Here is a 22444-nt window from a genome sequence, read left to right on the forward strand (position 1 = left end):
TATCCCACCAATACCTTCGAGTTACACTAAGTGTCTAAATGATACTTGTCGCTCCCTATGAATGAAAAAGACTATATAGCTCGTTATGAGAAGCGTAACTTTGACGCTCCTTTAGTTACTGTGGATGCAGTTCTATTTACCTATCACGAAGGCTTTCTCAAGGTGTTATTGGTTAAGCGCTCTGCTCATCCAGAGAAAGGGAAGTGGGCTTTGCCTGGAGGATTTGTCTCTGAAACCGAAGATAATAGTCTGGAGGCGACAGCTAACCGAAAGCTAAAAGAAAAGACATCAGTTATACCGCCTTATTTAGAGCAGCTTTATACTTTTGGAGGGCCCAGCAGGGATAAACGGGGGTGGTCGGTAACGGTTGCCTATACTGCCTTGATTGCCCACCAATGCTGTGCAAGTGCAATCGATACTGTGTCGAGTGTGGGCTGGTTGCCTTACTCTCAGATATCTCAACTATCTCTGGCTTTTGATCATCAGGAAATTATTAGTCGTGCTCATGAGCGTTTGGTTCAAAAAGCGCTCTATACCATTGTGCCTGCATTTGCATTACCGGAAACTTTTACCTTGCCAGAGTTGCAGCAAGTACATGAGGCAATAATTGGGAAACCAATACAGAAAAAATCATTTCGCAGGCGAATTGAGCAAGCAAATCTGTTAGTAGATACTGGTGAAAAACGTTCTGAAAAAGGTCGGCCCGCAGCGCTCTATCGTTTGAGTGAAAGCTCCGCTGATCATAAATTTATAAGAAATTTAGAGCTTTAACTAAAAAATAGTTTAGCTTCTTAAGATGAAAAATTATTAACTAATTTTTTATCTAGCTCAATCAAGTATTGGTATCCATAAGTACTATTTTCCAGGCCAGAGAGTAAACTGAAAGGAAGTTCCAAATCGTACTCTCTGGTAAGTGCTGCAAGCCCGCAGGCAATTGCGGCGACACTATCAGTATCACCACCAAAATCTATACAGGTCTTCAATAGTCCAAGGAAGTCTCGATTACTTTGTAGTGCTGTATTTACCGCTGCCAAGGTTTCTAAGGCATCACAGTTGACCTTGCCAGACCAGCTTCCTATTAATTTTAGGTTGAGCTTTTTCTCAATAAGCTTGGGTAACTCAATTAGAGCTGATTTTTGGTAGATTAATAGATGTGCCATTAGGGCAACTGCTTGAGCAGATAAGATTCCCTCTTCGGTATTGTGCGTAACGCTAGCTTGGCATTTAGCCACTGTTAGTAGTTGATCAATATCGGGAATGAGCCCAAGGGGTACTGAGCGCATTGCAGCACCGTTACGTTTGCTGTGAGGCCTTATCTTGCGAGTTAAATCCTTTCCAGTTTCACAGCTATCGAGAAGGCTTTGAAAGCCTGATGCATATCCAAGGCGAGGATCACGCTTATAAGTGTGGATAAAAGCTTGTGCAAAGTCCGACTCTTGGGGATTCGAATTCTCAAGAAGGAGCTCAGCAATAGCCAAGCTCATCTGAGTATCGTCGCTCTATCAGCAGGATATGGCCAGATTGGACCACTACAGCATCGACAGTCACGTGAGTTGGCGGATAGGGAGCGGTGGCCCAGGAGGATCTGTAGCGCTGGATGAATGCCATTTCTTCGCGCATTTCGCCGTAGGCTGGATTGGTCTCCACAAACTCTCTTAAAGCGCCAATAGTGCCCTCTGGCAATTGCTTTTCTTGGTTGAGTGAATTCAACAAGCTATCGGCGCTGTCGGTAAATAGTGCCTCCCTAAAGGGGGTTGCACTGATTTCGTTGTGATTCTCCACCCCAAGGGATCCCCACTGGGGGAAGAGGTTGAGGTAAAAACCGCTCTGGTCTTTCTGGTGCCCGATTAATGCAATTTGAGGTGGCTTGTGGGGAATGGTGTGATGAGCGGTCACTATGCCGTTAACGGAGTTTTGTACATTGCGTACCCACAGCTCATCGTTATAGGGCACATCCATTAAAGGTAGGCAGGTCAGGCGCTTGTTGTCACTCTGGCTTAAGCTTTTCCTGATAAATTGTTCCCGCTCGCGATGAGTCCAGGGGTTGCGAGGATTGCGGGGCTGGTTGGCGGAGCCAATCAGGATAATCAGGTGCTGGGCCTGAGCTAATCCGCACTGGGCTACTTTTAGATGTCCGGAATGGAATGGCTGGAATCGACCGATGAAAACGGCAAAATCGTAGTGCTGGGCCATAGCAGCAAGCTCCTTGCTGTGAATAAACCCCGGTCTCTCCAGGGCTTGAATAATAGGTCTTGAAATATTATGTGTCCAATAGACACTAATGGCAAGTGGGCTTAAATTCAATTTTTAGTGGTTTATCGAAGAGGTGGGGTTATATTCCAGTGTTCGAGCCGATTTACTTTTTTCGAGTGTGTGAGTAGAACTGATGTGCCGCTGGTTGTTGTTCATTTCCTTATTGAGTTTGGAAGCCTTTGCGCAGGAAATAGAACCATTTACTACTGATGGTTGTAGCGCATTTCCCGATGGAACTTTTGATCAACAGGAGTTGTGGCTCGACTGCTGTATTGCCCATGATTATGCCTACTGGAAAGGGGGCACATACGATGAACGCGAGCAGGCGGATAAAGATCTTGAAGTCTGTGTAGCTGGAACCGGGGAAGAAGAAGTTGCACTAATGATGTTACTTGGAGTTCGGGTTGGCGGTACGCCTTTTTTACCCACCCCATTTCGCTGGGGGTATGGCTGGCCCTATTTGCGTGGCTACAAGGCTTTGTCACCGGTGGAATTACAGGCAATAAAAAAATCAGAAGGTGAACTTTGACGATAATCAGGAAAAGCTAGTCACAGAGACAAATTGTTCGCGTTTATTTGAGGTACTTTATTCAATAGGACTAACAGTTAAAGCCTGTAAATAAATATCTGCAAAACCCTCCTTGAGCCACTGCATCAAATTGCGCACCCGTAATAATTGGTGGCGTAGGGGCGGGCATACCATCGAGAGCTCGGTAGACTCAGACCAGCCGGGCAGAATTTCAACCAGGCGTCCACTGGCAATATCTGCCTGGACATAGATATCTGCTAGCCGGGTAATTCCAAGTCCCTCAATTGCAGCGCGATGCATTACCCTTCCGCTAATCAATTTAGTGCTGTTTTCAACTTGCACAACCTGTTGATTCTTACCTCGTGTTAGCAGCCATTGATCCACACTGCCGGAAATTAGCGGTACAGATGCTAGGTCAGCAGGTTTTTCTATAGGTCCATATTCCTGAAGGAACTTTGGGCTGGCTACGTATCGGGTTTTGATAGTGTGAAGTTTACGCACGATTAGAGAGGAGTCCGGCAAACTGCCCATACGAATAACCAAATCGTACTGGTCTTGAATCAAATCTACTCGGGTGCTGGAAAAGTCCAGATGAACTCTAACTCCTGGATTGGCCTGCTGAAACTTGATCACCAGCGGAGCAATTAAGCTCTCCCCGATAACGCCACCAACAGCGTTTATGCGGATGTTTCCCTCCAGTCCCCCCTTTGATTCACTGGCCCAATCGGCGGCTGAATCCAACTGCTGCATCGCTTGCTTGCAACGCAAATAGTAACCCTCACCAATCTCGGTAAGACGCAGTTGTCTTGTCGTGCGGTAGAGAAGCTGTATATCCAGGGTTGTTTCCAGCTCAGTGACCAGTTGGCTCAAATTGGCCTTGGAAAAGCCGCTGTCCCGCGCTGCAGCGGTGAAGCTTCCGGCATCGGCCACCTGAATAAATGCACGAATAGCGCGCCATGAGATATTGTTCATAAAAACCAAACAATGTTTTCTAATTGGTTGGGCTAATCATATTAGTCGGAATTCCTATACTGGGTCTACTTAAACAAAACTATCCGCCGGGATAACTCATTGAAGGAGAGAGAGCCCATGTCCAAACCACTCGTTGTTATTACTGGAGCCAGTTCAGGTATTGGTGCTGCCATTGCCCAACATATGTCTGCTGCCGGGCACCCACTATTATTGTTGGCAAGGCGTGTGGACAAACTGGAAGCTTTAAATCTGCCAAATACTCTTTGCAGGAAAGTGGATGTGACTGATATGGCAGCCTTGCGCGAGGCAATTCGTGAGGCTGAGACTCAGTTCGGCCCGGTTGACTGTCTGATTAACAATGCTGGCAAAATGTTACTGGGCAATATTGAAACCCAGAACCCCGATGAGTGGCGGCAAATGTTTGATGTGAATGTATTGGCCTTGCTTAACGGTATGCAGGCGGTTTTGGATGATATGAAAACTCGTCATTCCGGGACCATTATCAATATCAGTTCTATTGCTGGAGTAAAAACATTTATCAATCATGCTGCGTACTGTGGTACCAAGTATGCTGTCTCTGCTATTGGTGAAACCGTGCGTGAGGAAGTGGCACCTACCGGAGTACGTGTAATGACCATATGCCCTGGCGCGGTGGAAACAGAGCTGCTAAGCCACACTACCTCAGCAGAAATTATTGAGGCCTATCAACAATGGAAAGAATCCATTGGTGGTGCAATTAATGCAGAGGATATTGCTCGTACAGCAATGTTCATGTACTCCCAGCCCCAGCATGTAAATATTCGCGAGGTTCAAATTGCAGCAACAGGGCAGGGACAGTAATCCTGATTTTGTACCGCGCAAACACTAATCGTTTTTCCAAGCAATATTTCTTTTGCTAATATTCCCAACTTAAGCCAGCTAACCGGAGCTGGCTTAGGCTGGAATGGATAGTAAAGGATATGGAGATATCAGTGCGAAGAACGATTTTAATTGCCGGCCTGATTTTATGTTCCTCTGCGTTTGCACAGCAAAATACAGATGAGCAAGAGAGTGGCGTAGCGGAAACGGCAAAATCAGTGATGTCTAACATCGTCAGCTTTGGTAAAAACCTGATGGATGGTGCCAGTGAAGGTGTGGTTGATGGACGTAAAACAGGGCAGAGTACTGATGGTGCTGTACTTATCAATACGCTGGAAGATCTCAATAAGTATCTGGAAACCGACGTTATCGCAGTGACCGCCCATGCGGAGAGTGGTTGCTATGTTGAAGTTGGTTTTAAAAATCAAAATGACTTCCCCGTGCGGTTAATCGACCTGGATAGCTCCGAGGCAGTGATCCTTATTGACCAGGATGGCTATGCAACCAACTTGTTTAGGGGCAAAGGAAACCCTGAAGAACTCACGATTCCCAGTAATGCTGGACGCAAACAAAAGTTCTACTTTGCTATAGAGTGGGATCAAGTGCGTGAAATCCGAATTCTCGGTAAAGTCATGCAACCATAGCCAGTAACTGGTGCTGGAGAGAAGTGGAGCTGCGGCTGGGGTTGTGGATACCCAGCCTGCTACGCGGCTAATCCACTTCTTGAAATAGCTTTTGAATAGATGAGAAGTCCAAATCACTACCTCCGCGCAAATTGAGAATTCCATAGAGATTGCGCGCCATTGAGCCGAGAGGCGTATAGCTCTTACTCTGAGTGGCGGCTTCCTGAGCCAATCCCAGGTCCTTACACATAAGTCTTACCATAAAACCACCGCTATAGTTTTTACTCGCTGGAACTTCGGGCATTACTCCGGGATAGGGATTGTAATTTTGTAGGGACCAGTTGGCTCCTGAACTCTTTAACATAATGTCGGAGAGCACATTGGGGTCGAGTCCATTATCTACCCCCATTTGTAGGGCTTCAGCGGTACCAATCATATGAATAGCCAGCAGCATATTGTTACAAATCTTTGCTGTTTGGCCAGATCCCGCTGCTCCGGCATAGAAAATATTGCTACCCATTGGCTCTAGAACTATCCGGGCCCTATCGACATCACCAGCCTCTCCCCCACACATAAAACTCAAAGTTCCTTTGCTAGCACCCGCCACTCCCCCGGATACCGGGGCTTCAATGGCTTGCAGGCCTTTGATTCTGGCTTCACGAATAAGGCGCTTAGAACTGTTGGAAGAAATAGTGGAGCAGTCGATAATCAAACAGTCGCGAGAAATACTGTCGAGCAGTTTGTCGGTATCAATATACAGGCACTCAACCGCCGCGCTATTAGGCAGCATGCTTACCACAAAACCTGCTTCCTCGACGGACTCTTGGGGAGAGGAACACTTTTTGATACCGCTTTCTACAGCGGCATCCAGTATTTCAGTGACCGGGTCAAACCCTTTAACTTCAAAGCCCGCCTTGACCAGGTTGGTGGCCATAGGCAGTCCCATATGGCCCAATCCTAAAAATGCGACTGTTTTAGTCATGCTGCTCTCCGGTTAACATTATTTGAGCTGTATGGTTAAATTGGTGTGCTCTGCATGCTCTATATCGCTGTCAAACCAGCGTGCTGTAACAGTTTTGGTTTCGGTGTAAAACCGTACAGCTTGTTTTCCATAAGCGTGTTGATCACCATAAAAAGACGCTCGCCAGCCGGTAAAGCTAAAGAAAGGTAACGGCACTGGAATAGGCACGTTAATACCGACTTGCCCCACTAATATTTCGTGTTGGAACTTACGTGCGGCAGCGCCACTAGCCGTAAATATTGAGGTGCCATTGCCATAGGGGCAGTTATTGATTAATTGGATTGCTTCTTCCAGGGAGTCGGCATTTACCAGGCAAAGTACGGGACCAAAAATCTCGTCGGTATAGATCGACATGTCCGAGGTAACATCGGCAAATAGGGTGGGACCAACCCAGTTCCCATTGGGAAACCCTTCGACAGTAATTTCAGAGCCATCTAACACACAGCGGGCGCCTTCCTTTTTGCCCTGGGCGATATACCCAAGCACCCTCTCACGAGCAGCGGGTGATATTAGTGGGCCGAAGCCCGCTTGCGTATCCTTCCAATGACCGGGCTTGATAGCTGACATAGCGTCTTTAATGTCGTCTACCCACTGTTGTGTCTCCCCAACAAGTACAGCGACGGAAATCGCCATGCAGCGTTGCCCGGCAGCTCCGATGGATGATCCAACAATATTATTTATAGCCGCAGCCTTATTGGCATCGGGCATCACGACCATATGGTTTTTTGCACCGGCAAAAGCTTGAACTCGTTTTAGGTGCTGGGTACCCGTCTGATAAATATGCCGCCCTACGGGGACTGAACCAACGAATGAAATGGCCTGAATGCCGGGATGCGTTAGAAGAAAATCCACCTGTTCCCTGCCGCCATGTACTACCTGTAAAACACCTGCAGGAGCCCCAGCTTCAGCAAATAATTCGGCCAGTTTGCAAGGCGTGACAGGGTCCTGTTCAGAAGGTTTCAGAATAAAAGTATTCCCACAGGCAATCGCCATTGGAAACATCCATAGTGGAATCATTGCGGGGAAATTAAATGGTGTGATCCCCGCACAAACTCCAATAGGTTGTAGATAGGAGTAACAGTCGATGGTGTTGGCAACATTCTCTACGGTTTCACCCATCATTAGTGAAGCGATATTGGCTGCATGCTCAACAACCTCAATACCGCGCCAGACGTCCCCTTTGGCATCCTCAAAAGTTTTACCTGTTTCCTCGCTGAGGATTTCAGCCAGCAGCTCCTGATTTTCTTTCAGAAGCGCCTGATACCTCAACATAATCCGTGCTCTTGCAGTAACCGGCGTATTTCGCCATTGGTCAAATGCTTCTTTGGCGGAAATTACTGCATTCTCCAGTTCAGTCTGGGTAGACAATGGCGCCTGTGTAAGAACATCGCCGGTAGCGGGGTTGGTTACATCCAGCCACTCAGTACTTTTGGACTGAATCCACTCACCACCAATCATTATTGGTAACTTGGAAGGAATATTCTTATTCATGTTAATTAAAGCGCCGAGAGGAGGGGATTTTATCCAACAGTTTAGGTGTTTTTTCGCGATTAAAGAGGAATATCACGCTGCTTTTATGACTATTCACTTTTGCTGAGCAGAAGGTTGATTGACCAAAAAATTAAAATAAATGTATTTGATTATCTTTGTAGAATAGATCGCAAATAATTAACACCCATAAGAAATGAAAAAATAATCTTGCACTGTACGGCTAGTATCTTGTGGCTGGCAATTCGGCTTTGGATTAATGCCTAGCTTAAATGTTATTGTCGTAATGTAACTAGTGAAGAGTAAAAGAGGATTATTCAATGTGTTTTATGATAAAAAGAATACTGATTGTAATCGGATTAATGATATCTCCCATATTTGTTGGTGCTACCACTCTAAGTGACTTAAGTGCACATGAGCCTAGCTCTGACGAAACCTGGGCCGAGCAATGGTTCTATAACATTGCAATTCCCGATGTGGGATATTTCAAAGTTAGCTTACAAACCTATATTGCACCTGACTTTGCAGCTGCCAAGCCTAAAGCCTATATCCATTTAGCTTTTTCTTCAGAGACCGGAGCTACCACGAAGTATGATCTCTTTTTTGATGAAGTGATTTTGAAGCACCCTGAAGGTATTGATGAGTTCTACTATGAAGTCCCGGGAGTAGTTGTGGCCGATGAGCAGGGTGTACAGGTCTTACACCCAGATTTCCTGTTTAATATGGAGTGGGCTGGTGAACACCACCATTACTGGCATGGGTTAAACCCCGGTCAAACCCCTTTTGGGTTTATTCCTGAGATACCTGGGGTAGGAGGAAAGTGGTTCCTATATACGGTAGGTACCCCAGTCAATTACAGTTATTTTGATGGTTCTATGTCTCTAGCCGGTGCTGGCTATGCGCAATTGGATAAGGGCTGGTATGACAAAGAATCCAGTGCCGGTATGATCTATTCAATGGGGCTAACAGATGACCTCTACTATATGATTACCGGAGCTAAACTGGGTGACTCAGAGATTGAAATGTGGGCGGGGCGATATGTTTCTAAAGAGTATGACCTGATTTTTTTACCGGCTTTTAATGGTTTCTCTGTTAAACGGGAAGCAGATGCTTGTTCTGGTTATCTACAAGTTGAACTTAACAAAATTTCATACAAGTTAGTTGTCGAAGCAAAGGCAGACATTGCCAGCTTTTATCCACTGGAGTTTCCCTCTGTAATTATTTTTGGTGGTGAGCAGAGTTATATGAAATCCATGCAGGCAGATGTCAACTTCTATCTGTATCAATTTGGACAGTTGAAGGAGCAAGTTCAAATGCCTCAGGCCTTACTAGAATTTAGTGGGCCATTGGCGTGTGATGATTTTTTTGACTAAAGAAGAGTGGTATAAAAGAAGAACTTATTGGATTTGCAGGAGTTAAATTAACTCCTGCAAATACTTTGATGTATCTGATGGAGAGCGTATTGTATCCATACAAAGAAAATAGGTTTGTGAAATTTGTGTGAGCAATAGCAAAGCTTTGAGGCATTTTAGTTGCACATGGTTCTTTATGAAAAAGCTTAAATTTAATGTTTTTGGTAGAGAGATTTTGATCGAAAGGCAGTCGAATAGCTGGGCCACATTCTATCAGGGCAATGAAGGTAAGCGTCTTAGTGCCGGGATATCAATACCTTCGGAAATTAGTGAGAAAGATTTAGCTCAATACTTGGCAGATATTTGTCATGAATGGGCGAGTGAGCGGTGTATTGGAATGTATAGATGTAGAGTGAATGTGCTAGAAAATGAATAATGTTGAGGCAAGAAAAAGCTTTAAATACATTTCTATGGTTTTCTTCTGCCGGTAAATTTAAGGTTAATTTGTCTTTGTATCGAATAGTATTCTTTTTTTGGTGGTATAGGTTGTTGATTGTTTCAGCTTTAGTGAGCTCAATTTATTTAAGGTGTTTACTATTCTTCCCTGTCTTTTGTTTGTGAAACGGTTTAATTGGACTTTGAAACTAAAGCAATTTCCGCAGAAAATTTATTATGCAGTAGATTGAGATAATGTTTCAGGATATGACTATGTGATAATTATAAATAGATGGATTATTCCTTTAGGTTTTTTTGTGGTACACGGGTCTCACTGCAAGGCTATAAAAAATGGATATTTTTTCGTGTGTAAGATAGAAGTTTGGAGTGGGGAATATTTAATGGTGAATGCTGGAAATGGTATGGTAAACTCATGTAACCATTCAGGGGGTCTGGATGTGCAGATTTTATTGCTATTTATCTCAGGAGGGCGATTTTATCTGTTTTTTAAAGGTGAAACTGGGGCGTTTACTTATAGATTGGGATTTTAAAATTCATGAAAATAGAATGTAGAAGCTTCTGGATTGTAATCCTGGTAAGTCTTTTCTTGATATCTTGTGGAGATTCCAGTTCTTCAGGAGGTGATAAGGGATTAACTTGGGGTGAAGGTGATTGGGATAGCAATAATTGGGAATAGATTACGTTATGAACTATAGAGCTTTTTTTATTGGTGTGATGGTGCTTTTTGCGAATGTTAGTGTTGCTGAGCAAATCTCTGTACCTAATGAATTTTTTTCAGGTTCTAGGGCCTTGGCATCAGAGGTAAATGAAAATTTTACTGCCTTAGTTGATGAGAGTAATGCGCAGGATACTAGAATAGTAAATTCAGAGGCTTTAATTTTAGATATTGTGTCTGAGAGCAATAGCCAAGATGAGCGAATTGCAGCTCTGGAAGGAGCTGCTTCAAAAGAGCAGCTAATTTGTAAATCATGGCACACATATTGGTACTCTGGTAATGGTTCAATAGAATGTATTTCATCCTCAAGTAGCTCAACTATATCTTTTTCTTCGGTTCAAGATATTTATGCAGCTGGCTGGCAGGCAAAATCAGTAGGTGGGAGTGATAATGTAATTATAATATTCGAGAAGTAATAAGTACTTTCAACTGCTTGGGCCTCGCCATAGCCTGTTTATTTAAGGCGAGGTTCAAATTAGTTTATCAGTCAGAAAGTTATTATTTGGAATAAGCTTATAGTTTAATTTGTGCATTAATGGTTGACACTTGAAGCTATATCGGTATTTTTTTTCTCATTGAGCTCTTAGTTCTCTAGTATTTCTTTTTTTGCCATATTTGATGGAAATCAAACCTTTTCTGGCATGGCCGTATTTCGCTGTAGTAACTAATGATATAACTATTAATCTCTGGTTTAGTTGAGGGGGGAGATTTATAGCTATTATCCGCCCCACTTTCTGTTTTCAAAATTTGGAAATGCGTTTAGTTGGTGCGTTATCCTGGCAGTAACTGCGGCGTAACAGGCTTGGTGTCATGCGATAGCGTTACAATAATTGCCAGAAGAATCACGTGCTAACATCCTGGTGTGAGTGAAACAAAGATCCTTTCGGTTCATCTTGTGATTCTTAAGATATTGTAATTGCCTACATAATCTATGCCGTGTCTGGGGAAAATGAGATTATCGAATCAGCAAGCCTACACGCAAGCATGTTGGTAGCTATTGCAAGATTCGCCTACTAGGTCCCCGCCCAGATATATGTGATGTCGTCTGTCTACGCATTATTGAGTTCAGTAATATCAAACTCCCGATCTAGATGATTAGACGTATTGATGTGTGGTTACTAGATTTTTCACTACCGATTGTTCTGTAGCTATGTTCTTAAAGGTTAAGCAGTCTCATTCTTTCTGCTGCAAGGCATTTGTCAAAGTGTGTGCCTCCCAGTGTTGCATTTTCTGATATTGTTCTTGCTCCGGAGTCATTGCTAACTTTGTGGGATGTATTAATTAGAGCCTGTAATTGTACAGCTTCTGGCTTTTGTTTATACAGTCCGTCCAGCCAGTTCCGGTGGCGACTACAGTTTATGCTAAATACGCCACATAATTGCTGAACAGATTGGTACTCTTGCAATCGCTTGACTCTCAATTGTTAAGTCTAGCGAGTATCAAGAGAAGTGTAGCTTTTTTAGAGTTTCTTTTTCCTCTTTAACCCATCTAAACTTCATATTTGAAATTTTAGATAAGTAGCTGATCAGGTACAATTGCGATATCTTAAGGTGCCTTTCAACTTCGTTCTGCTTGCAATTTGCAAGCTCGTGAATCCATCGTAGACTTCCTGATACCTGTGGCTTCACAATTTTTTCTCGCAGTATAGTTCTGGTCGATTACTAACCGCGTATCTTCCAAACGGAGCTAGTGGAAATGTTTATTTATCGACTTGGTTATTATTTCACTTGATAAAATTATTCAAAGTTAGGTAGATAAACTCAGTGTGATATTACAACCCGAATTTTTCTGACTCTTAAATAGTATTACTTTCTCGAGAAGGTAACGTTCTTTCCTACTTGCAATTTAAAGGAAGAGCCAATTAGATAATAGATTGCTCTTGGGATTGATATAGATGTCTTGTGAGTAGGTATCTGCTTGTGCCAAGTAAAACAGGCGTTCAGATACTAAGCACCCATTAAGGTCGCATGTAATGTATAGGAGAGATGGAATTAGAATAGTAGAAACAGGCCCTAAAAGGTGCCTGTTTCATAAATAATTATACTTGCGAATTGAGACTCAGACTTTTCAAGCCTACTCCAAATTTATTCGGGAAACTTCCTCTTTATGACTAAAGCCATTAGTCTCAATATTAGTTTTCAATTCTAGTGTATAGGTGAGCAGGGTATAGTCTTTGGCATCGGCTTTACAGGTAAAGCCCATGGATTTTGCGAAACTGTCCACTCGTCTATTTTGTGCTGACTCAATCGAATAGATTCGTTCAAGCCCCTGATCCTGAGCGCAGTTGATGAGTCGCTTTAACATTAAGCGTCCCAAACCTAACCCCTGCCAGTCATCGCTCACCACAACGGCACACTCACAAGCGCGTCCGTCAACGTCAAGTGCGTAGTGTGCTATAGCAACGGCTCTCTGTGCTCTGTCACTACTGCAGAGTGCAATAAAAGCTTCATGTACATGGTGGTCGTTATCTGTGAGTAACTCCAATAGCTTTTGGCTGGCTTTACAGCTTCCGCCAATAAAGCGATCGCGGCGAGTTTCTGGAGATAACTGTTCAATTAATTCTTTCTCAAGCTGGCCATCACTGCGACAGATGGGGCGTATCGAGACTTTGCGTCCATTGCCGAGGGTGATCAGCTCAACTTGGTGTTCAGTATTCACACTGTTGTTGGGTGACATAACGGTTCCTATCCTGGCTGCTTTGAGCAGCTTTGTTTTACAAGTTCGCAACGGGATGGGGTACCTCAAAGATAGACGCTCGCGCTGCGAACGTGAAACTATGTTACGGTCCTGAAGACGCCCCCCCCAACAACTGCTCTGTATAAACCTATAAAGGAAAGGAGTTTGGCTGGGTGAAACTATACAGTCAGCCTTTGTGTGGTATAGTACCGCCGCTGATTTTTCTCAGCTGCGTCATTTGTAGGCCGGTGATCCGCCGGTAGCCCCTCCGGAACTTTTCAAAAATTCTTCCAGGAAATTTCTACTGAATGCCGCGCGCCGGTTACGAGGACTGGCGATTAGACGGCTGTACACGCTGGGAGCAATACAGGCTCCCGATGTCGACTCCGATTTCTCTCTTCATTCCCTCAGGGGGAGTGAGTGTGTTTGATTGCGCCTGCGGCGCAGTTCGAGGTTTATTTATGTTGTTTGAAGATCTGGGCCTTGCCCAGGAGATTGCCCGTGCCGTTGCAGAGCAGGGATACACTGCGCCTACGCCAATCCAGGCACAAGCTATTCCTGCGGTAATGAAGGGCAGCGATATTATGGCTGCAGCCCAAACTGGTACCGGTAAGACGGCGGGCTTCACATTGCCGTTGCTGCATCGTCTTAGCCAGGGGGAGCGCGCTAGAAAAGGGCAAGTACGCGCACTGGTACTCACTCCAACCCGTGAATTGGCGGCTCAGGTTTTCGATAATGTGCAGGGGTACAGCCAGTACCTGCCTATGCGCCATGCGGTGGTGTTTGGTGGTGTGAAGATCAACCCCCAGATTTCTCGTCTGCGAGGCGGAGCGGATATTTTGGTAGCTACCCCTGGGCGCTTGCTGGATCTGCACAATCAGGGGGCAATTCGCTTCGATCGCTTAGAAGCCCTGGTACTTGATGAAGCAGACCGCATGCTGGATATGGGCTTCATCCACGATATCAAACGAGTATTGAGGATTTTACCGGCCAAGCGCCAGAACCTTCTATTCTCCGCAACTTTTTCACCAGATATCCGTCAGCTGGCGAAAGGCTTGGTAAAAGATCCGCTGGAAATTGATGTCAGTCCACGCAACTCCACTACTAAAACGGTGCGACAGAAACTCCATCCTGTGGATAAGGCTCGAAAAACGAAACTGCTTAGTCATTTGATTAGGGAGAATAACTGGCACCAAGCCTTGGTCTTTAGTCGAACTAAACATGGTGCCAACAGGCTGGTGAAGCAGCTCGAAGGTGACGGCATCCTGGCAGCAGCCATTCATGGTAATAAAAGTCAAAATGCACGAACTCGTGCCCTGGCGGATTTTAAGGCTGGCAAGGTCCAGATTCTTGTGGCGACTGATATCGCAGCCCGAGGCATCGACATTGACCAGCTGCCCCAGGTAGTAAATTTTGATTTGCCCAATGTACCTGAGGACTATGTCCACCGTATTGGCCGCACAGGGCGTGCGGGCGCTCAGGGGCAAGCGGTATCCCTTGTTAGCGCTGATGAGATTAAGCAGCTTCGGGATATTGAGCGCTTGATCGGCAAGCCAATTCCGCGCGAGGAAATTGAAGAGTTTGAGCCGGACCACCAGGTGCCCGCATCCGGTAATCCAAAGCGGGGTGGGTTGCAAAAGCCCGGCTCCAGCAAGCGCCCTGCGAGTAACTCTCAGAAGAGTGAAGGGCGGCGTGAAGCGCGTGGCAATAGCGAGGAACGCCGGGGCAACCGCGGTAATGGACGCGGTAAGCCTGAGGGGCGTGGAAATTCTAGCGGCCGCAGTGGTAACGCAACTGCGGGTAAAGGTGCCCCAGCCAAGCGCGCGGGCGGTAACGGTAAAGGGCGCGGTGCTGAGGCTGGTCGCAGTGATGGACAGAAACCACAACGAGCTCCGAGACGGCGTCCTACTACTAGAGGGCGCTCTGAAAGTGCCTAGTATTTTGCTGGACTCTTAATGCCGATAATAAGGTATTCACCTGCGAAGGTGTTGTAATCTTTAATATCGAGTTATAAGAGTGACAAGCATCTAAAAAAGAGCCTCAAAATGAGGCTCTTTTTACAATTACTGTTTTTTATAGTTCGCCATATAATCCAAAGTTAACAGAGTCAGCGCTTCAGTGCCCTTGCGCAAAGCATCCTCATCCACATAGAAAAGCGGTGAGTGATTGCTTGGAGCTTGGCTGGCATCCTGATCTCTAGGAGTTACCCCTAGGAAGTAGAAAAAGCCAGGGACCTCATTGGCGTAGTAGGAGAAATCTTCTGCCCCCGTGATTTTGGGTACTTCTACAACATTCTTGTCGCCGACAGCAGATCTCAGAATAGGCAGTGCCATTTCTGTCAGCTCTGCATTATTTATCGTTACCGGATAGCCTTCCAGAATCTCCACATCTGCGCTTGCACCGGAGCTTTCAGCAATTAACTCCGCAGTGGTTTTTAAGCGTTTGAAAATTTCTGCACGGTTATCCATATCAAAATTACGGATGGTGCCATTCAGATAGACACTATCGGGAATGATATTGTTGCGGACACCACCGTCAATACGTCCGAAAGAAACGACTGCGGGCTCTTTGGTGATGTCGATCTGGCGGCTGACAATGGCTTGGGTGCCCATTACGACTTGTGCCGCGGCGACAATAGGGTCCACTCCACCCCAGGGGCGTGAGCCATGGGTTTGGCGGCCATTGATGGTAATACGGAATTCATCGGCAGCGGCCATAAGCGGGCCCGAGCGATAGCCGATGACGCCGGTGGGTAGTGATGAAGTGACATGCTGGCCAAAGGCCACATCCGGCTTGTACTTCTTGAAGATCCCTTCTTTGAGCATCAACTCTGCGCCACCTTCTTCATTGTCCGGTGCGCCTTCTTCTGCGGGCTGGAATATAAACAAGACGTTTCCAGCCAGCTCATCGCGAAGGCCTGCCAGGACCTCGGCAGCGCCCATCAGCATGGCCACATGGGTATCGTGGCCACAGGCATGCATAACGCCAACATCTTTACCTTGGTAAGTGGTTCTCGCTTTGGAAGCGAAGGGCACATCGGTTCTCTCGGTGACTGGCAGAGCGTCCATGTCCGCGCGCAAGGCAACAGTTGGCCCCGGTTTGCCGCCCCTCAAAAAGCCCACAAGGCCGGTGTGGGCGATACCTGTTTCAACTTCAAGGCCCAGTGCACGTAAGTGTTTTTCAATATATTTGGCTGTTTCAAATTCGCGATTGCCCAGTTCTGGGTTCTGGTGCAGGTGGCGACGCCACTCGATCACTTTGGATTCAGTATTTTCCAGCAATTGCTGAGGCTTAGGATCGCTTGCAAAGGCATGAGTAGCCAGCAACGATGCACCGATTGCGATGGGCAGGAGCAGTTTTTTCACAGCACAATTCCTTCATTCTCATTATCGTCGACCGATTCTACCCCAGATTTTGCGTAACCGACTCCCTCGAGCTGGCTTGCCTTTATATATTTTGAGTTTCCGTTGTTGACATGATGAACCGAACGGTTCAAGATGTTCTGTATAGATTGTGGAAAGAGCTATAACCACAGAACAATGAGGGCTGCAGGAAGCTCTCAAGGTTTTCACGAGACTGGGTGACATAGAAAGTGATACTAATTGGTCATAGGTTGGGCAAGCTGTTTTACTGCTGTTTTAGTGGGCACAATAGAATGCCCAGAAGTAGCTACGGGGTCCAAGGCTATTGGTATTGCTGACCAATCACTTTGGGCCTTAATACGTGATTAAAGTAATGATTGGAAACAATTAGAGATGTTTAACTTGTCGAGCCCTCTAATTATTTCTTAGAGGATAATTAACGGGTTAATTTATAGTGACAATAATAGGCAGGTTACTAATATATCTGTATGTCTCAGGCATATATAAATAATTATTATATTTATTGCTAGATTTACAACACTGTAAATTAGGTATTCTCTTTACTCGGTGGCTCTCTCGTGGTCGCCCCTGTGTTGGGGAAAGGTAAGCTTTGCCTGATAGTTCGCTACCATTAATTACAAAGAAGTGGTTCTTATAGCGCCAAAAGCGATAACTTTTTATTGATGTCTCGGCCATATTTACGGTTTGGCTGATGGCATTAGTGTGCCTTTTTATCAAATTTTGTAGCTGATCTTATATTGGCTATTACGAGATGCTGTGACCGTAAGTAAATACCCATTTGCTTAGGTTGTTGATTAATTATTTTTCTATCAAGTTGTTTGAAGGAGCTGATTTCATGTCATCCCCCCAATTACCTTCGAATTGGGTCAGCCGTTATGCGGATTGGCTTATTCGATATCGATGGCTGGTAGCCATTGGCGCACTACTGTTAGCCTTCTTTGCGGTAAGCGGAGCAAGATTCCTGGGTTTCAACAATGATTACCGGGCATTCTTTAGTGAAGCTAATCCTCAACTACAAGCTTATGAGCAAATTCAGCGCACTTACACCAAGAATGACAATATTCTGTTTGCGGTAGTGCCAAAAGATGGCAATGCCTTTTCCAATGATGCCCTGGCAGCCGTAGAGGAGATGACGGAGAAATCCTGGTTGTTACCCTATGCGCTGCGGGTGGATTCAATTACTAACTTCCAGCACACCATTGCCGAGGAAGATGACCTCCTGGTACAGGACTTGGTGGAAAATGCCAGCAGTTTAGATGCAGAAACCTTGGCTTCTATCAAGGCTGTAGCGCTGGCAGATCCCACTTTGAAGGAGCGCCTGGTAAATAGTGATGGCTCCGTTACAGGGATAAATATCACCTTCCAGCTTCCACAAAAATCCATGCATGAAACCCCTGAAGCGGCTGAAGCTGCACAGGCATTGATGGAAGAGATTGAGGCAAAATACGATGTAGAGATCTATGCGACCGGTATTATTTTACTGAGTAATGCATTTTTTGAAGCCTCTCAGTCAGATATGAGCACCTTAGTTCCGCTCATGTACCTTGTGATTATTGCAGTTGTATTTTTGTTGGTGCGGAGCTTTAGTGCGACTTTTGCAGCGCTGTTGGTTATCGTCTTCTCCATGGCCGCAGGCATGGGTTTGGCCGGTTTTATAGGTGTTAAATTGACACCGCCATCCGCTTCTGCGCCCACCATTATTATGACTCTCGCAGTGGCGGATTCGATACATATATTGGTGAGCCTGTTTGCTGCAATGCGCCGTGGACTCAGCAAGCACGATGCAATTAAAGAGAGCTTGCAGCTCAACATGGGGCCTGTGTTCTTAACTTCGATCACTACCGCCATTGGCTTTTTGTCGATGAACTTTTCCGATGCGCCTCCCTTCCACGATCTGGGTAATATTACCGCTATGGGTGTGATGGTGGCCTTCTTCTTATCGGTTACCTTACTGCCTGCATTGATGGCGATACTGCCAGCCAGGAGCCGCGCCAGTGAATCCAAAATTGGACGCTCCATGGATACTCTGGGAGATTTTGTGATTCGCCGCCAGCGCCCGATATTACTCGCGGGAGTCATTGTCTCTTTGGGATTATTGGCAATGATTCCAAACAATGAGATTAATGATGACTTTGTTGGTTACTTTGATGAATCTGTGGAGTTTCGAACCGATTCAGATTATATCAATGATAACCTCTCTGGTATTTACCAGCTGATTTACTCGATCGAATCCGGTGACAACAATGGTGTCAGCAATCCGGAATTTCTTGCCAATCTGGAGCGTTTCACTGAATGGATGCAGAACCAGCCCGGGGTGCGCCATGTCAATACCATTGGCGATACTTTCAAGCGCTTGAACAAAAATCTGCATGCTGACGATCCGGCGTTCTACAGGTTGCCTGAAGAGCAGGAATTGGCAGCCCAGTATTTGTTACTGTACGAGCTGTCTCTCCCCTATGGCTTGGATTTAAATAATCAGCTGAATGTGGCTAAGTCGTCGACGCAGATTATTGTAACTCTCGATAACCTCAAGTCGAAAGAACTCAAAGCGGTGGCGGATGCCGGCAGTAATTGGCTGGAGAATAACATTGGTGTAACTGCCTATGGTGTAGGTCCGGCGATCATGTTTGCCAATATTGCCGAGCGCAATATGGAGGGCATGTTGGTGGGCACTCTGGTTGCGCTGGTGTTAATTTCTGCACTGATTGGTATTGCCCTGCGCAGTGTCAAACTCGGTTTCTTAAGCTTAATTCCCAACTTGTTGCCGGCCGGCCTGGCATTTGGCCTCTGGGGTGCACTGGTAGCTGAAGTCAATGTGGCTGTCACTATGGTGACCGGTATGGCACTGGGTATTGTGGTAGATGACACAGTGCACTTCCTCAGTAAATACCTGCGCCAGCGCCGTGCAGGCTACAACGTGGAGGACGGACTGCGTTACGCCTTCTCTTCAGTGGGTGTAGCGATAGTTGTGACCTCAGTCATTCTGATTGCCGGATTTATGGTGTTGGCCCAGTCCTCCTTCGGTATGAATTCTTCCATGGCACTTCTGACCGCAATTTGCATTTTGATGGCCTTGCTGGCGGATTTCCTACTTCTTCCGATTCTCTTGATGAAGCTCGATGCCAAGGCGTACGACCCCGCTATCACCCCTATTGAAAATAAGGAGCAAAACTATGCAACCCAGCCGGTCTAATAAACCGTTTTTGACACGGGCCCTAGCAGGTGCCCTGGCTCTGGCAGCTTTATCTGTTTCTGCCAGTGAACTGGATCTGGCCGCAGAAAAAGGTCTGGAAATTGCCAAGGAGGCGGACCGCCGCGACTTGGGATTCGGCGATCTCAGCAACAGCCTAACAATGACCCTGCGCAATAAATATGGTGAGGAGAGTGTGCGGGCTATGCGCACCAAAACTCTGGAGCAGGAAAATGACGGAGATAAATCCCTGGTGATTTTTGACAACCCTCGGGATGTAAAGGGCACAGCATTTTTGTCCTTTACTCATAAAGTGGGCTCCGATGACCAGTGGCTCTATTTGCCTGCTTTAAAGCGAGTAAAGCGTATTTCCTCCAGTAACAAGTCTGGACCATTTATGGGTAGTGAATTCTCCTATGAAGATATCGCCTCACAGGAGGTGGAGAAATACACCTATAAATATTTGCGCAACGAGTCTTTCGATGGCCGCGATCACTTTGTTCTGGAGTTGGACCCGGTTGATCCTAAATCCGGTTATTCCATTCAACACCTTTGGGTTGATACAGAGGAGTACCGCGCATGGAGAACCGACTATTATGACCGAAAAGGGGACCTGATGAAGACCCTCACGATTTCCGACTACAACCAGTACGGCGATCAATACTGGCGAGCCAATAAAATGGAAATGGTTAATCACCAGACTGGTAAATCCACAGAGTTGTTGTACGGCGACTGGGTATTTGGCAATGGTTTTACCGATCGCGACTTCACCAAAAATAGTCTCTCCAGGGCGAAATAGGGATTACGCCCATGGTTAACCGAAAAATACTCACTTTGTTGCCACTATTGGCGGCGCTGAGTCATATGGCTGGAGCAAATGAGTTGAGCGGTTATGCGGGCTTGGAGGCCCGCGCATTCACCGCAGACCCTTTGGATTCAGCACAAAGTGATGCCGGTCTTTCTGCGTCTTTAAATCTCGAGTACTACCGAGATTTTGACGATGGAAACCAGCGTGTTGTGGCCAGTGTCTTTGGACGCTGGGACAGTGAGGATAGCGATCGCAATCACGCGGATCTAGGCGAGCTTTACTGGTGGAAAGCTTACGATAGTTTCGAGCTTTACGCCGGGGTGCGCAAAGTATTTTGGGGAGTTACTGAAACCGTGCATTTGGTGGATGTGATTAACCAGGATGATGCGCTGGAAAATATCGATGGTGAAGACAAGCTTGGCCAACCCATGATTAACCTCCTGATGGAGCGTGATTGGGGAACACTGGAGGTGTACGGTTTACTGGGCTTTCGCGAGCGTCAGTTTGCTGGCCGGGAAGGGCGATTGCGTGCTCCGCTGCCGGTGGATGAGGATGCTGCGGTCTATCAATCTGACCGGGAGGAGAAGCATATAGATTGGGCCTTGCGTTACAGCCATGTACTTGGGGATTGGGACCTGGGCCTCAGCCATTTTTCCGGCACTAATCGGGATCCATTATTATTGCTTACGGAAGATGGCTTGCTTGCGCCTTACTATGCACAGATCGATCAGACGGGTGTGGACATCCAAACTACCCGTGGAGATTGGTTGTGGAAGTTTGAAGCTATTTCATTTAAACCTCGCGGTGAAGATCGCCAGACAGCGGCTGTCGGCGGTTTCGAATATACATTTTATGGTATTGGCGAAACGATCTCAGATCTTGGAGTATTAATGGAGTATCAATTTGATGATCGTACCGGACCTTGGTCTACGGCCAGTCAAAATGACATTGCAATAGGTGCGCGATACGCCCTAAATAATACACAGGATACGGAGCTTTTATTTGCCGTAAGTACCGATTTGGATAACGGTAGTCGTTTTTCCAATCTGGAACTGACCCACCGACTAAATGACCGCTGGTTAATGGAAGCTGAGGCGCGTTTTTTCGGTAATGCCGATGAAGAAGACCCTACCTACAATTTGCGCAACGACGACTATTTTCAGCTGGAATTACGTCGCTATTTTTAAAAGTTAATTCTCACAGGAATACCCCCATTCCCACCCCAAAGAGGCAAGAAGTTTTGGGGTGGGCTTTTTTTAGGGAAGTGTATACTGGTCCAGAATTGTGGATAGCTGTTGGTAACTGTTTTTGCCTGCTGTGGTACTGCCCGTGCCTTTATTCAGGGCCACTACGCCTCGGCTTACCGCCATAACCATCGCGGCGAGGGCGGCACAATCGACACCGGCTTGCAATTGGCCATCGTCAATAGCCTTCTGCATACGGGTTTCGATCCGGTTCAGCATATCATTGGTACCCTTTGCTACCAGATCAGCGAGAAATCCTTCACTGGCACCCACCTCCATTGCTGCCATAGTAGCGATACAGCCTTCAGGAGTTTCAGAGCTCTCCATACCAGACTGAAGCATTTCCAGGAAGCCGCCCATGGCTGTGCGGAAGTCCGGGTGATTCAAGGTATCCATAGCATCGCAGGCGTATTGGGTGTGGAAATGTTCCAGACAGCGGCCATACAACCCTTCCTTGCTTTGGAAGGTGTTGTAGATACTGGATTTATTCAGTCCCATGGCCGATTCAAGATCCGACAAGGAAGTTGCTTTGTAGCCTTTTTCCCAGAAAACGCGCATGGCCTTGTCTAGTACTTGTGACTCATCGAACTGCTTGCGCCCACTCATTTATCGTTACCAAACCTCAAAAAAATGATAGTGACACATCAATCTGGGGTGGGCAAGACGAGAGGGGGAGAGTCTCGAAATTATAGGGGTAAATAGGTTTTGGCATGAATAATCCAGCGGATTTGCCGCTTCATGAATAGGTGGTCAGCTTATTTTGTACAAAGGCCTGGTGCTGACTAATGGGCCCCTTTTAACTGGTTACTCAAAGCCTCTGCTGTAAGTGACCAGCTCGTCTTAACCTTTGATTGTTGTTGCCCCGAGGTGGAGTCA

The 22444-nt window shown here is 46.1% G+C and carries 19 protein-coding genes; 11 read left to right on the plus strand and 8 right to left on the minus strand.

The features are described 5' to 3' along the window. The first annotated feature begins 57 nt into the window (after positions 1-57). Positions 58-771: an NUDIX hydrolase gene (locus tag ACJJI6_RS19130; RefSeq protein WP_445359070.1), complete on the plus strand. Its 714-nt coding sequence runs from the start codon at positions 58-60 to the stop codon at positions 769-771. Positions 772-791: 20 nt separating this feature from the next. On the opposite strand, the gene ACJJI6_RS19135 is transcribed toward ACJJI6_RS19130, so the two are convergent. Together ACJJI6_RS19135 and ACJJI6_RS19140 are read right to left on the minus strand one after the other, a co-directional pair. Beyond that, positions 792-1484 (minus strand): ADP-ribosylglycohydrolase family protein, encoded by a 693-nt coding sequence (locus ACJJI6_RS19135; protein WP_475711730.1) that lies wholly within the window; start codon positions 1482-1484, stop codon positions 792-794. Beyond that, the gene (locus ACJJI6_RS19140) at positions 1465-2193 is read right to left on the minus strand and encodes an adenylyltransferase/cytidyltransferase family protein (RefSeq protein WP_475711732.1); all 729 of its coding nucleotides are present in this window, start codon (positions 2191-2193) and stop codon (positions 1465-1467) included. The genes ACJJI6_RS19135 and ACJJI6_RS19140 overlap by 20 nt, the downstream gene beginning before the upstream one ends. 193 nt (positions 2194-2386) lie before the next feature. Here ACJJI6_RS19140 and ACJJI6_RS19145 point away from each other — a divergent pair, with 193 nt between their 5' ends. Beyond that, positions 2387-2782, plus strand: coding sequence for a hypothetical protein (locus ACJJI6_RS19145; RefSeq protein WP_108734714.1), 396 nt, complete (start codon positions 2387-2389; stop codon positions 2780-2782). A 57-nt stretch (positions 2783-2839) separates the two neighbouring features. Here ACJJI6_RS19145 and ACJJI6_RS19150 read toward each other — a convergent pair whose 3' ends face one another. Further along, a complete protein-coding gene (locus ACJJI6_RS19150) occupies positions 2840-3754 on the minus strand; it encodes a LysR family transcriptional regulator (protein ID WP_444934325.1) in 915 nt (304 codons plus the stop codon). Between the two features lie 117 nt (positions 3755-3871). Here ACJJI6_RS19150 and ACJJI6_RS19155 point away from each other — a divergent pair, with 117 nt between their 5' ends. Together ACJJI6_RS19155 and ACJJI6_RS19160 are read left to right on the plus strand one after the other, a co-directional pair. Next, positions 3872-4594 carry an SDR family oxidoreductase gene (locus ACJJI6_RS19155; protein ID WP_444934324.1) on the plus strand — a complete coding sequence of 241 codons (723 nt, stop codon included), beginning with the start codon at positions 3872-3874 and terminating at the stop codon, positions 4592-4594. A 131-nt stretch (positions 4595-4725) separates the two neighbouring features. Further along, on the plus strand, positions 4726-5256 hold the full coding sequence (locus ACJJI6_RS19160) for a hypothetical protein (RefSeq protein WP_444895923.1): 531 nt from the start codon (positions 4726-4728) through the stop codon (positions 5254-5256). A gap of 67 nt (positions 5257-5323) precedes the next feature. Here ACJJI6_RS19160 and mmsB read toward each other — a convergent pair whose 3' ends face one another. Together mmsB and ACJJI6_RS19170 are read right to left on the minus strand one after the other, a co-directional pair. Continuing rightward, a complete protein-coding gene (gene mmsB / locus ACJJI6_RS19165; protein ID WP_444937112.1) occupies positions 5324-6217 on the minus strand; it encodes a 3-hydroxyisobutyrate dehydrogenase in 894 nt (297 codons plus the stop codon). Between the two features lie 18 nt (positions 6218-6235). Further along, the gene (locus ACJJI6_RS19170; RefSeq protein ID WP_444915376.1) at positions 6236-7747 is read right to left on the minus strand and encodes a CoA-acylating methylmalonate-semialdehyde dehydrogenase; all 1512 of its coding nucleotides are present in this window, start codon (positions 7745-7747) and stop codon (positions 6236-6238) included. A 326-nt stretch (positions 7748-8073) separates the two neighbouring features. On the opposite strand from ACJJI6_RS19170, the gene ACJJI6_RS19175 reads away from it, so the two are divergent. From ACJJI6_RS19175 to ACJJI6_RS19185, 3 genes are all read left to right on the plus strand, one after another. Next, positions 8074-9117, plus strand: coding sequence for a hypothetical protein (locus ACJJI6_RS19175; protein ID WP_475711734.1), 1044 nt, complete (start codon positions 8074-8076; stop codon positions 9115-9117). Positions 9118-9244: 127 nt separating this feature from the next. Continuing rightward, positions 9245-9532, plus strand: coding sequence for a DUF7661 family protein (locus ACJJI6_RS19180; protein WP_475711735.1), 288 nt, complete (start codon positions 9245-9247; stop codon positions 9530-9532). 704 nt (positions 9533-10236) lie between these two features. Next, positions 10237-10683, plus strand: coding sequence for a hypothetical protein (locus ACJJI6_RS19185; RefSeq protein ID WP_475711737.1), 447 nt, complete (start codon positions 10237-10239; stop codon positions 10681-10683). Positions 10684-12340: 1657 nt separating this feature from the next. On the opposite strand, the gene ACJJI6_RS19190 is transcribed toward ACJJI6_RS19185, so the two are convergent. Continuing rightward, positions 12341-12943 carry a GNAT family N-acetyltransferase gene (locus ACJJI6_RS19190; protein ID WP_475711739.1) on the minus strand — a complete coding sequence of 201 codons (603 nt, stop codon included), beginning with the start codon at positions 12941-12943 and terminating at the stop codon, positions 12341-12343. Positions 12944-13404: 461 nt separating this feature from the next. On the opposite strand from ACJJI6_RS19190, the gene ACJJI6_RS19195 reads away from it, so the two are divergent. Then, positions 13405-14880 carry a DEAD/DEAH box helicase gene (locus ACJJI6_RS19195; RefSeq protein WP_475713473.1) on the plus strand — a complete coding sequence of 492 codons (1476 nt, stop codon included), beginning with the start codon at positions 13405-13407 and terminating at the stop codon, positions 14878-14880. 126 nt (positions 14881-15006) lie between these two features. Here the strand turns inward: ACJJI6_RS19195 and ACJJI6_RS19200 are convergent, their stop codons facing one another. Next, on the minus strand, positions 15007-16308 hold the full coding sequence (locus tag ACJJI6_RS19200) for a M20 family metallopeptidase (protein WP_475711740.1): 1302 nt from the start codon (positions 16306-16308) through the stop codon (positions 15007-15009). An 853-nt stretch (positions 16309-17161) separates the two neighbouring features. Between ACJJI6_RS19200 and ACJJI6_RS19205 the strand changes: the two genes are divergently transcribed. Genes ACJJI6_RS19205 through ACJJI6_RS19215 form a run of 3 tightly spaced genes read left to right on the plus strand, consistent with a single transcriptional unit; the run spans position 17162 to position 21511 of the window. Further along, positions 17162-19519 (plus strand): efflux RND transporter permease subunit, encoded by a 2358-nt coding sequence (locus ACJJI6_RS19205; RefSeq protein WP_475711742.1) that lies wholly within the window; start codon positions 17162-17164, stop codon positions 19517-19519. Continuing rightward, complete coding sequence (locus ACJJI6_RS19210) at positions 19500-20315, plus strand: outer membrane lipoprotein-sorting protein (protein ID WP_413663521.1); 816 nt, start codon at positions 19500-19502, stop codon at positions 20313-20315. The genes ACJJI6_RS19205 and ACJJI6_RS19210 overlap by 20 nt, the downstream gene beginning before the upstream one ends. Positions 20316-20326: 11 nt before the next feature. Next, on the plus strand, positions 20327-21511 hold the full coding sequence (locus ACJJI6_RS19215; RefSeq protein ID WP_413663520.1) for a hypothetical protein: 1185 nt from the start codon (positions 20327-20329) through the stop codon (positions 21509-21511). Positions 21512-21580: 69 nt separating this feature from the next. Here ACJJI6_RS19215 and ACJJI6_RS19220 read toward each other — a convergent pair whose 3' ends face one another. Then, positions 21581-22174 carry a TetR/AcrR family transcriptional regulator gene (locus ACJJI6_RS19220; protein ID WP_444903287.1) on the minus strand — a complete coding sequence of 198 codons (594 nt, stop codon included), beginning with the start codon at positions 22172-22174 and terminating at the stop codon, positions 21581-21583. Positions 22175-22444 lie beyond the last annotated feature (270 nt).

Source organism: Microbulbifer maximicatervae (SeqCode) (genome assembly GCF_056232625.1).

Bases quoted from the DNA above. Each gene is read 5' to 3' on its own strand.
- ACJJI6_RS19135 (WP_475711730.1), bottom strand. From the start codon at position 1,484: ATGAGCTTGGCTATTGCTGAGCTCCTTCTTGAGAATTCGAATCCCCAA.
- mmsB (WP_444937112.1), bottom strand. From the start codon at position 6,217: ATGACTAAAACAGTCGCATTTTTAGGATTGGGCCATATGGGACTGCCT.
- ACJJI6_RS19175 (WP_475711734.1), top strand. From the start codon at position 8,074: ATGATAAAAAGAATACTGATTGTAATCGGATTAATGATATCTCCCATA.
- ACJJI6_RS19130 (WP_445359070.1), top strand. From the start codon at position 58: ATGAATGAAAAAGACTATATAGCTCGTTATGAGAAGCGTAACTTTGAC.
- ACJJI6_RS19190 (WP_475711739.1), bottom strand. From the start codon at position 12,943: ATGTCACCCAACAACAGTGTGAATACTGAACACCAAGTTGAGCTGATC.
- ACJJI6_RS19140 (WP_475711732.1), bottom strand. From the start codon at position 2,193: ATGGCCCAGCACTACGATTTTGCCGTTTTCATCGGTCGATTCCAGCCA.
- ACJJI6_RS19205 (WP_475711742.1), top strand. From the start codon at position 17,162: ATGTCATCCCCCCAATTACCTTCGAATTGGGTCAGCCGTTATGCGGAT.
- ACJJI6_RS19215 (WP_413663520.1), top strand. From the start codon at position 20,327: ATGGTTAACCGAAAAATACTCACTTTGTTGCCACTATTGGCGGCGCTG.
- ACJJI6_RS19170 (WP_444915376.1), bottom strand. From the start codon at position 7,747: ATGAATAAGAATATTCCTTCCAAGTTACCAATAATGATTGGTGGTGAG.
- ACJJI6_RS19150 (WP_444934325.1), bottom strand. From the start codon at position 3,754: ATGAACAATATCTCATGGCGCGCTATTCGTGCATTTATTCAGGTGGCC.
- ACJJI6_RS19195 (WP_475713473.1), top strand. From the start codon at position 13,405: ATGTTGTTTGAAGATCTGGGCCTTGCCCAGGAGATTGCCCGTGCCGTT.
- ACJJI6_RS19220 (WP_444903287.1), bottom strand. From the start codon at position 22,174: ATGAGTGGGCGCAAGCAGTTCGATGAGTCACAAGTACTAGACAAGGCC.
- ACJJI6_RS19185 (WP_475711737.1), top strand. From the start codon at position 10,237: ATGAACTATAGAGCTTTTTTTATTGGTGTGATGGTGCTTTTTGCGAAT.
- ACJJI6_RS19210 (WP_413663521.1), top strand. From the start codon at position 19,500: ATGCAACCCAGCCGGTCTAATAAACCGTTTTTGACACGGGCCCTAGCA.
- ACJJI6_RS19155 (WP_444934324.1), top strand. From the start codon at position 3,872: ATGTCCAAACCACTCGTTGTTATTACTGGAGCCAGTTCAGGTATTGGT.
- ACJJI6_RS19145 (WP_108734714.1), top strand. From the start codon at position 2,387: ATGTGCCGCTGGTTGTTGTTCATTTCCTTATTGAGTTTGGAAGCCTTT.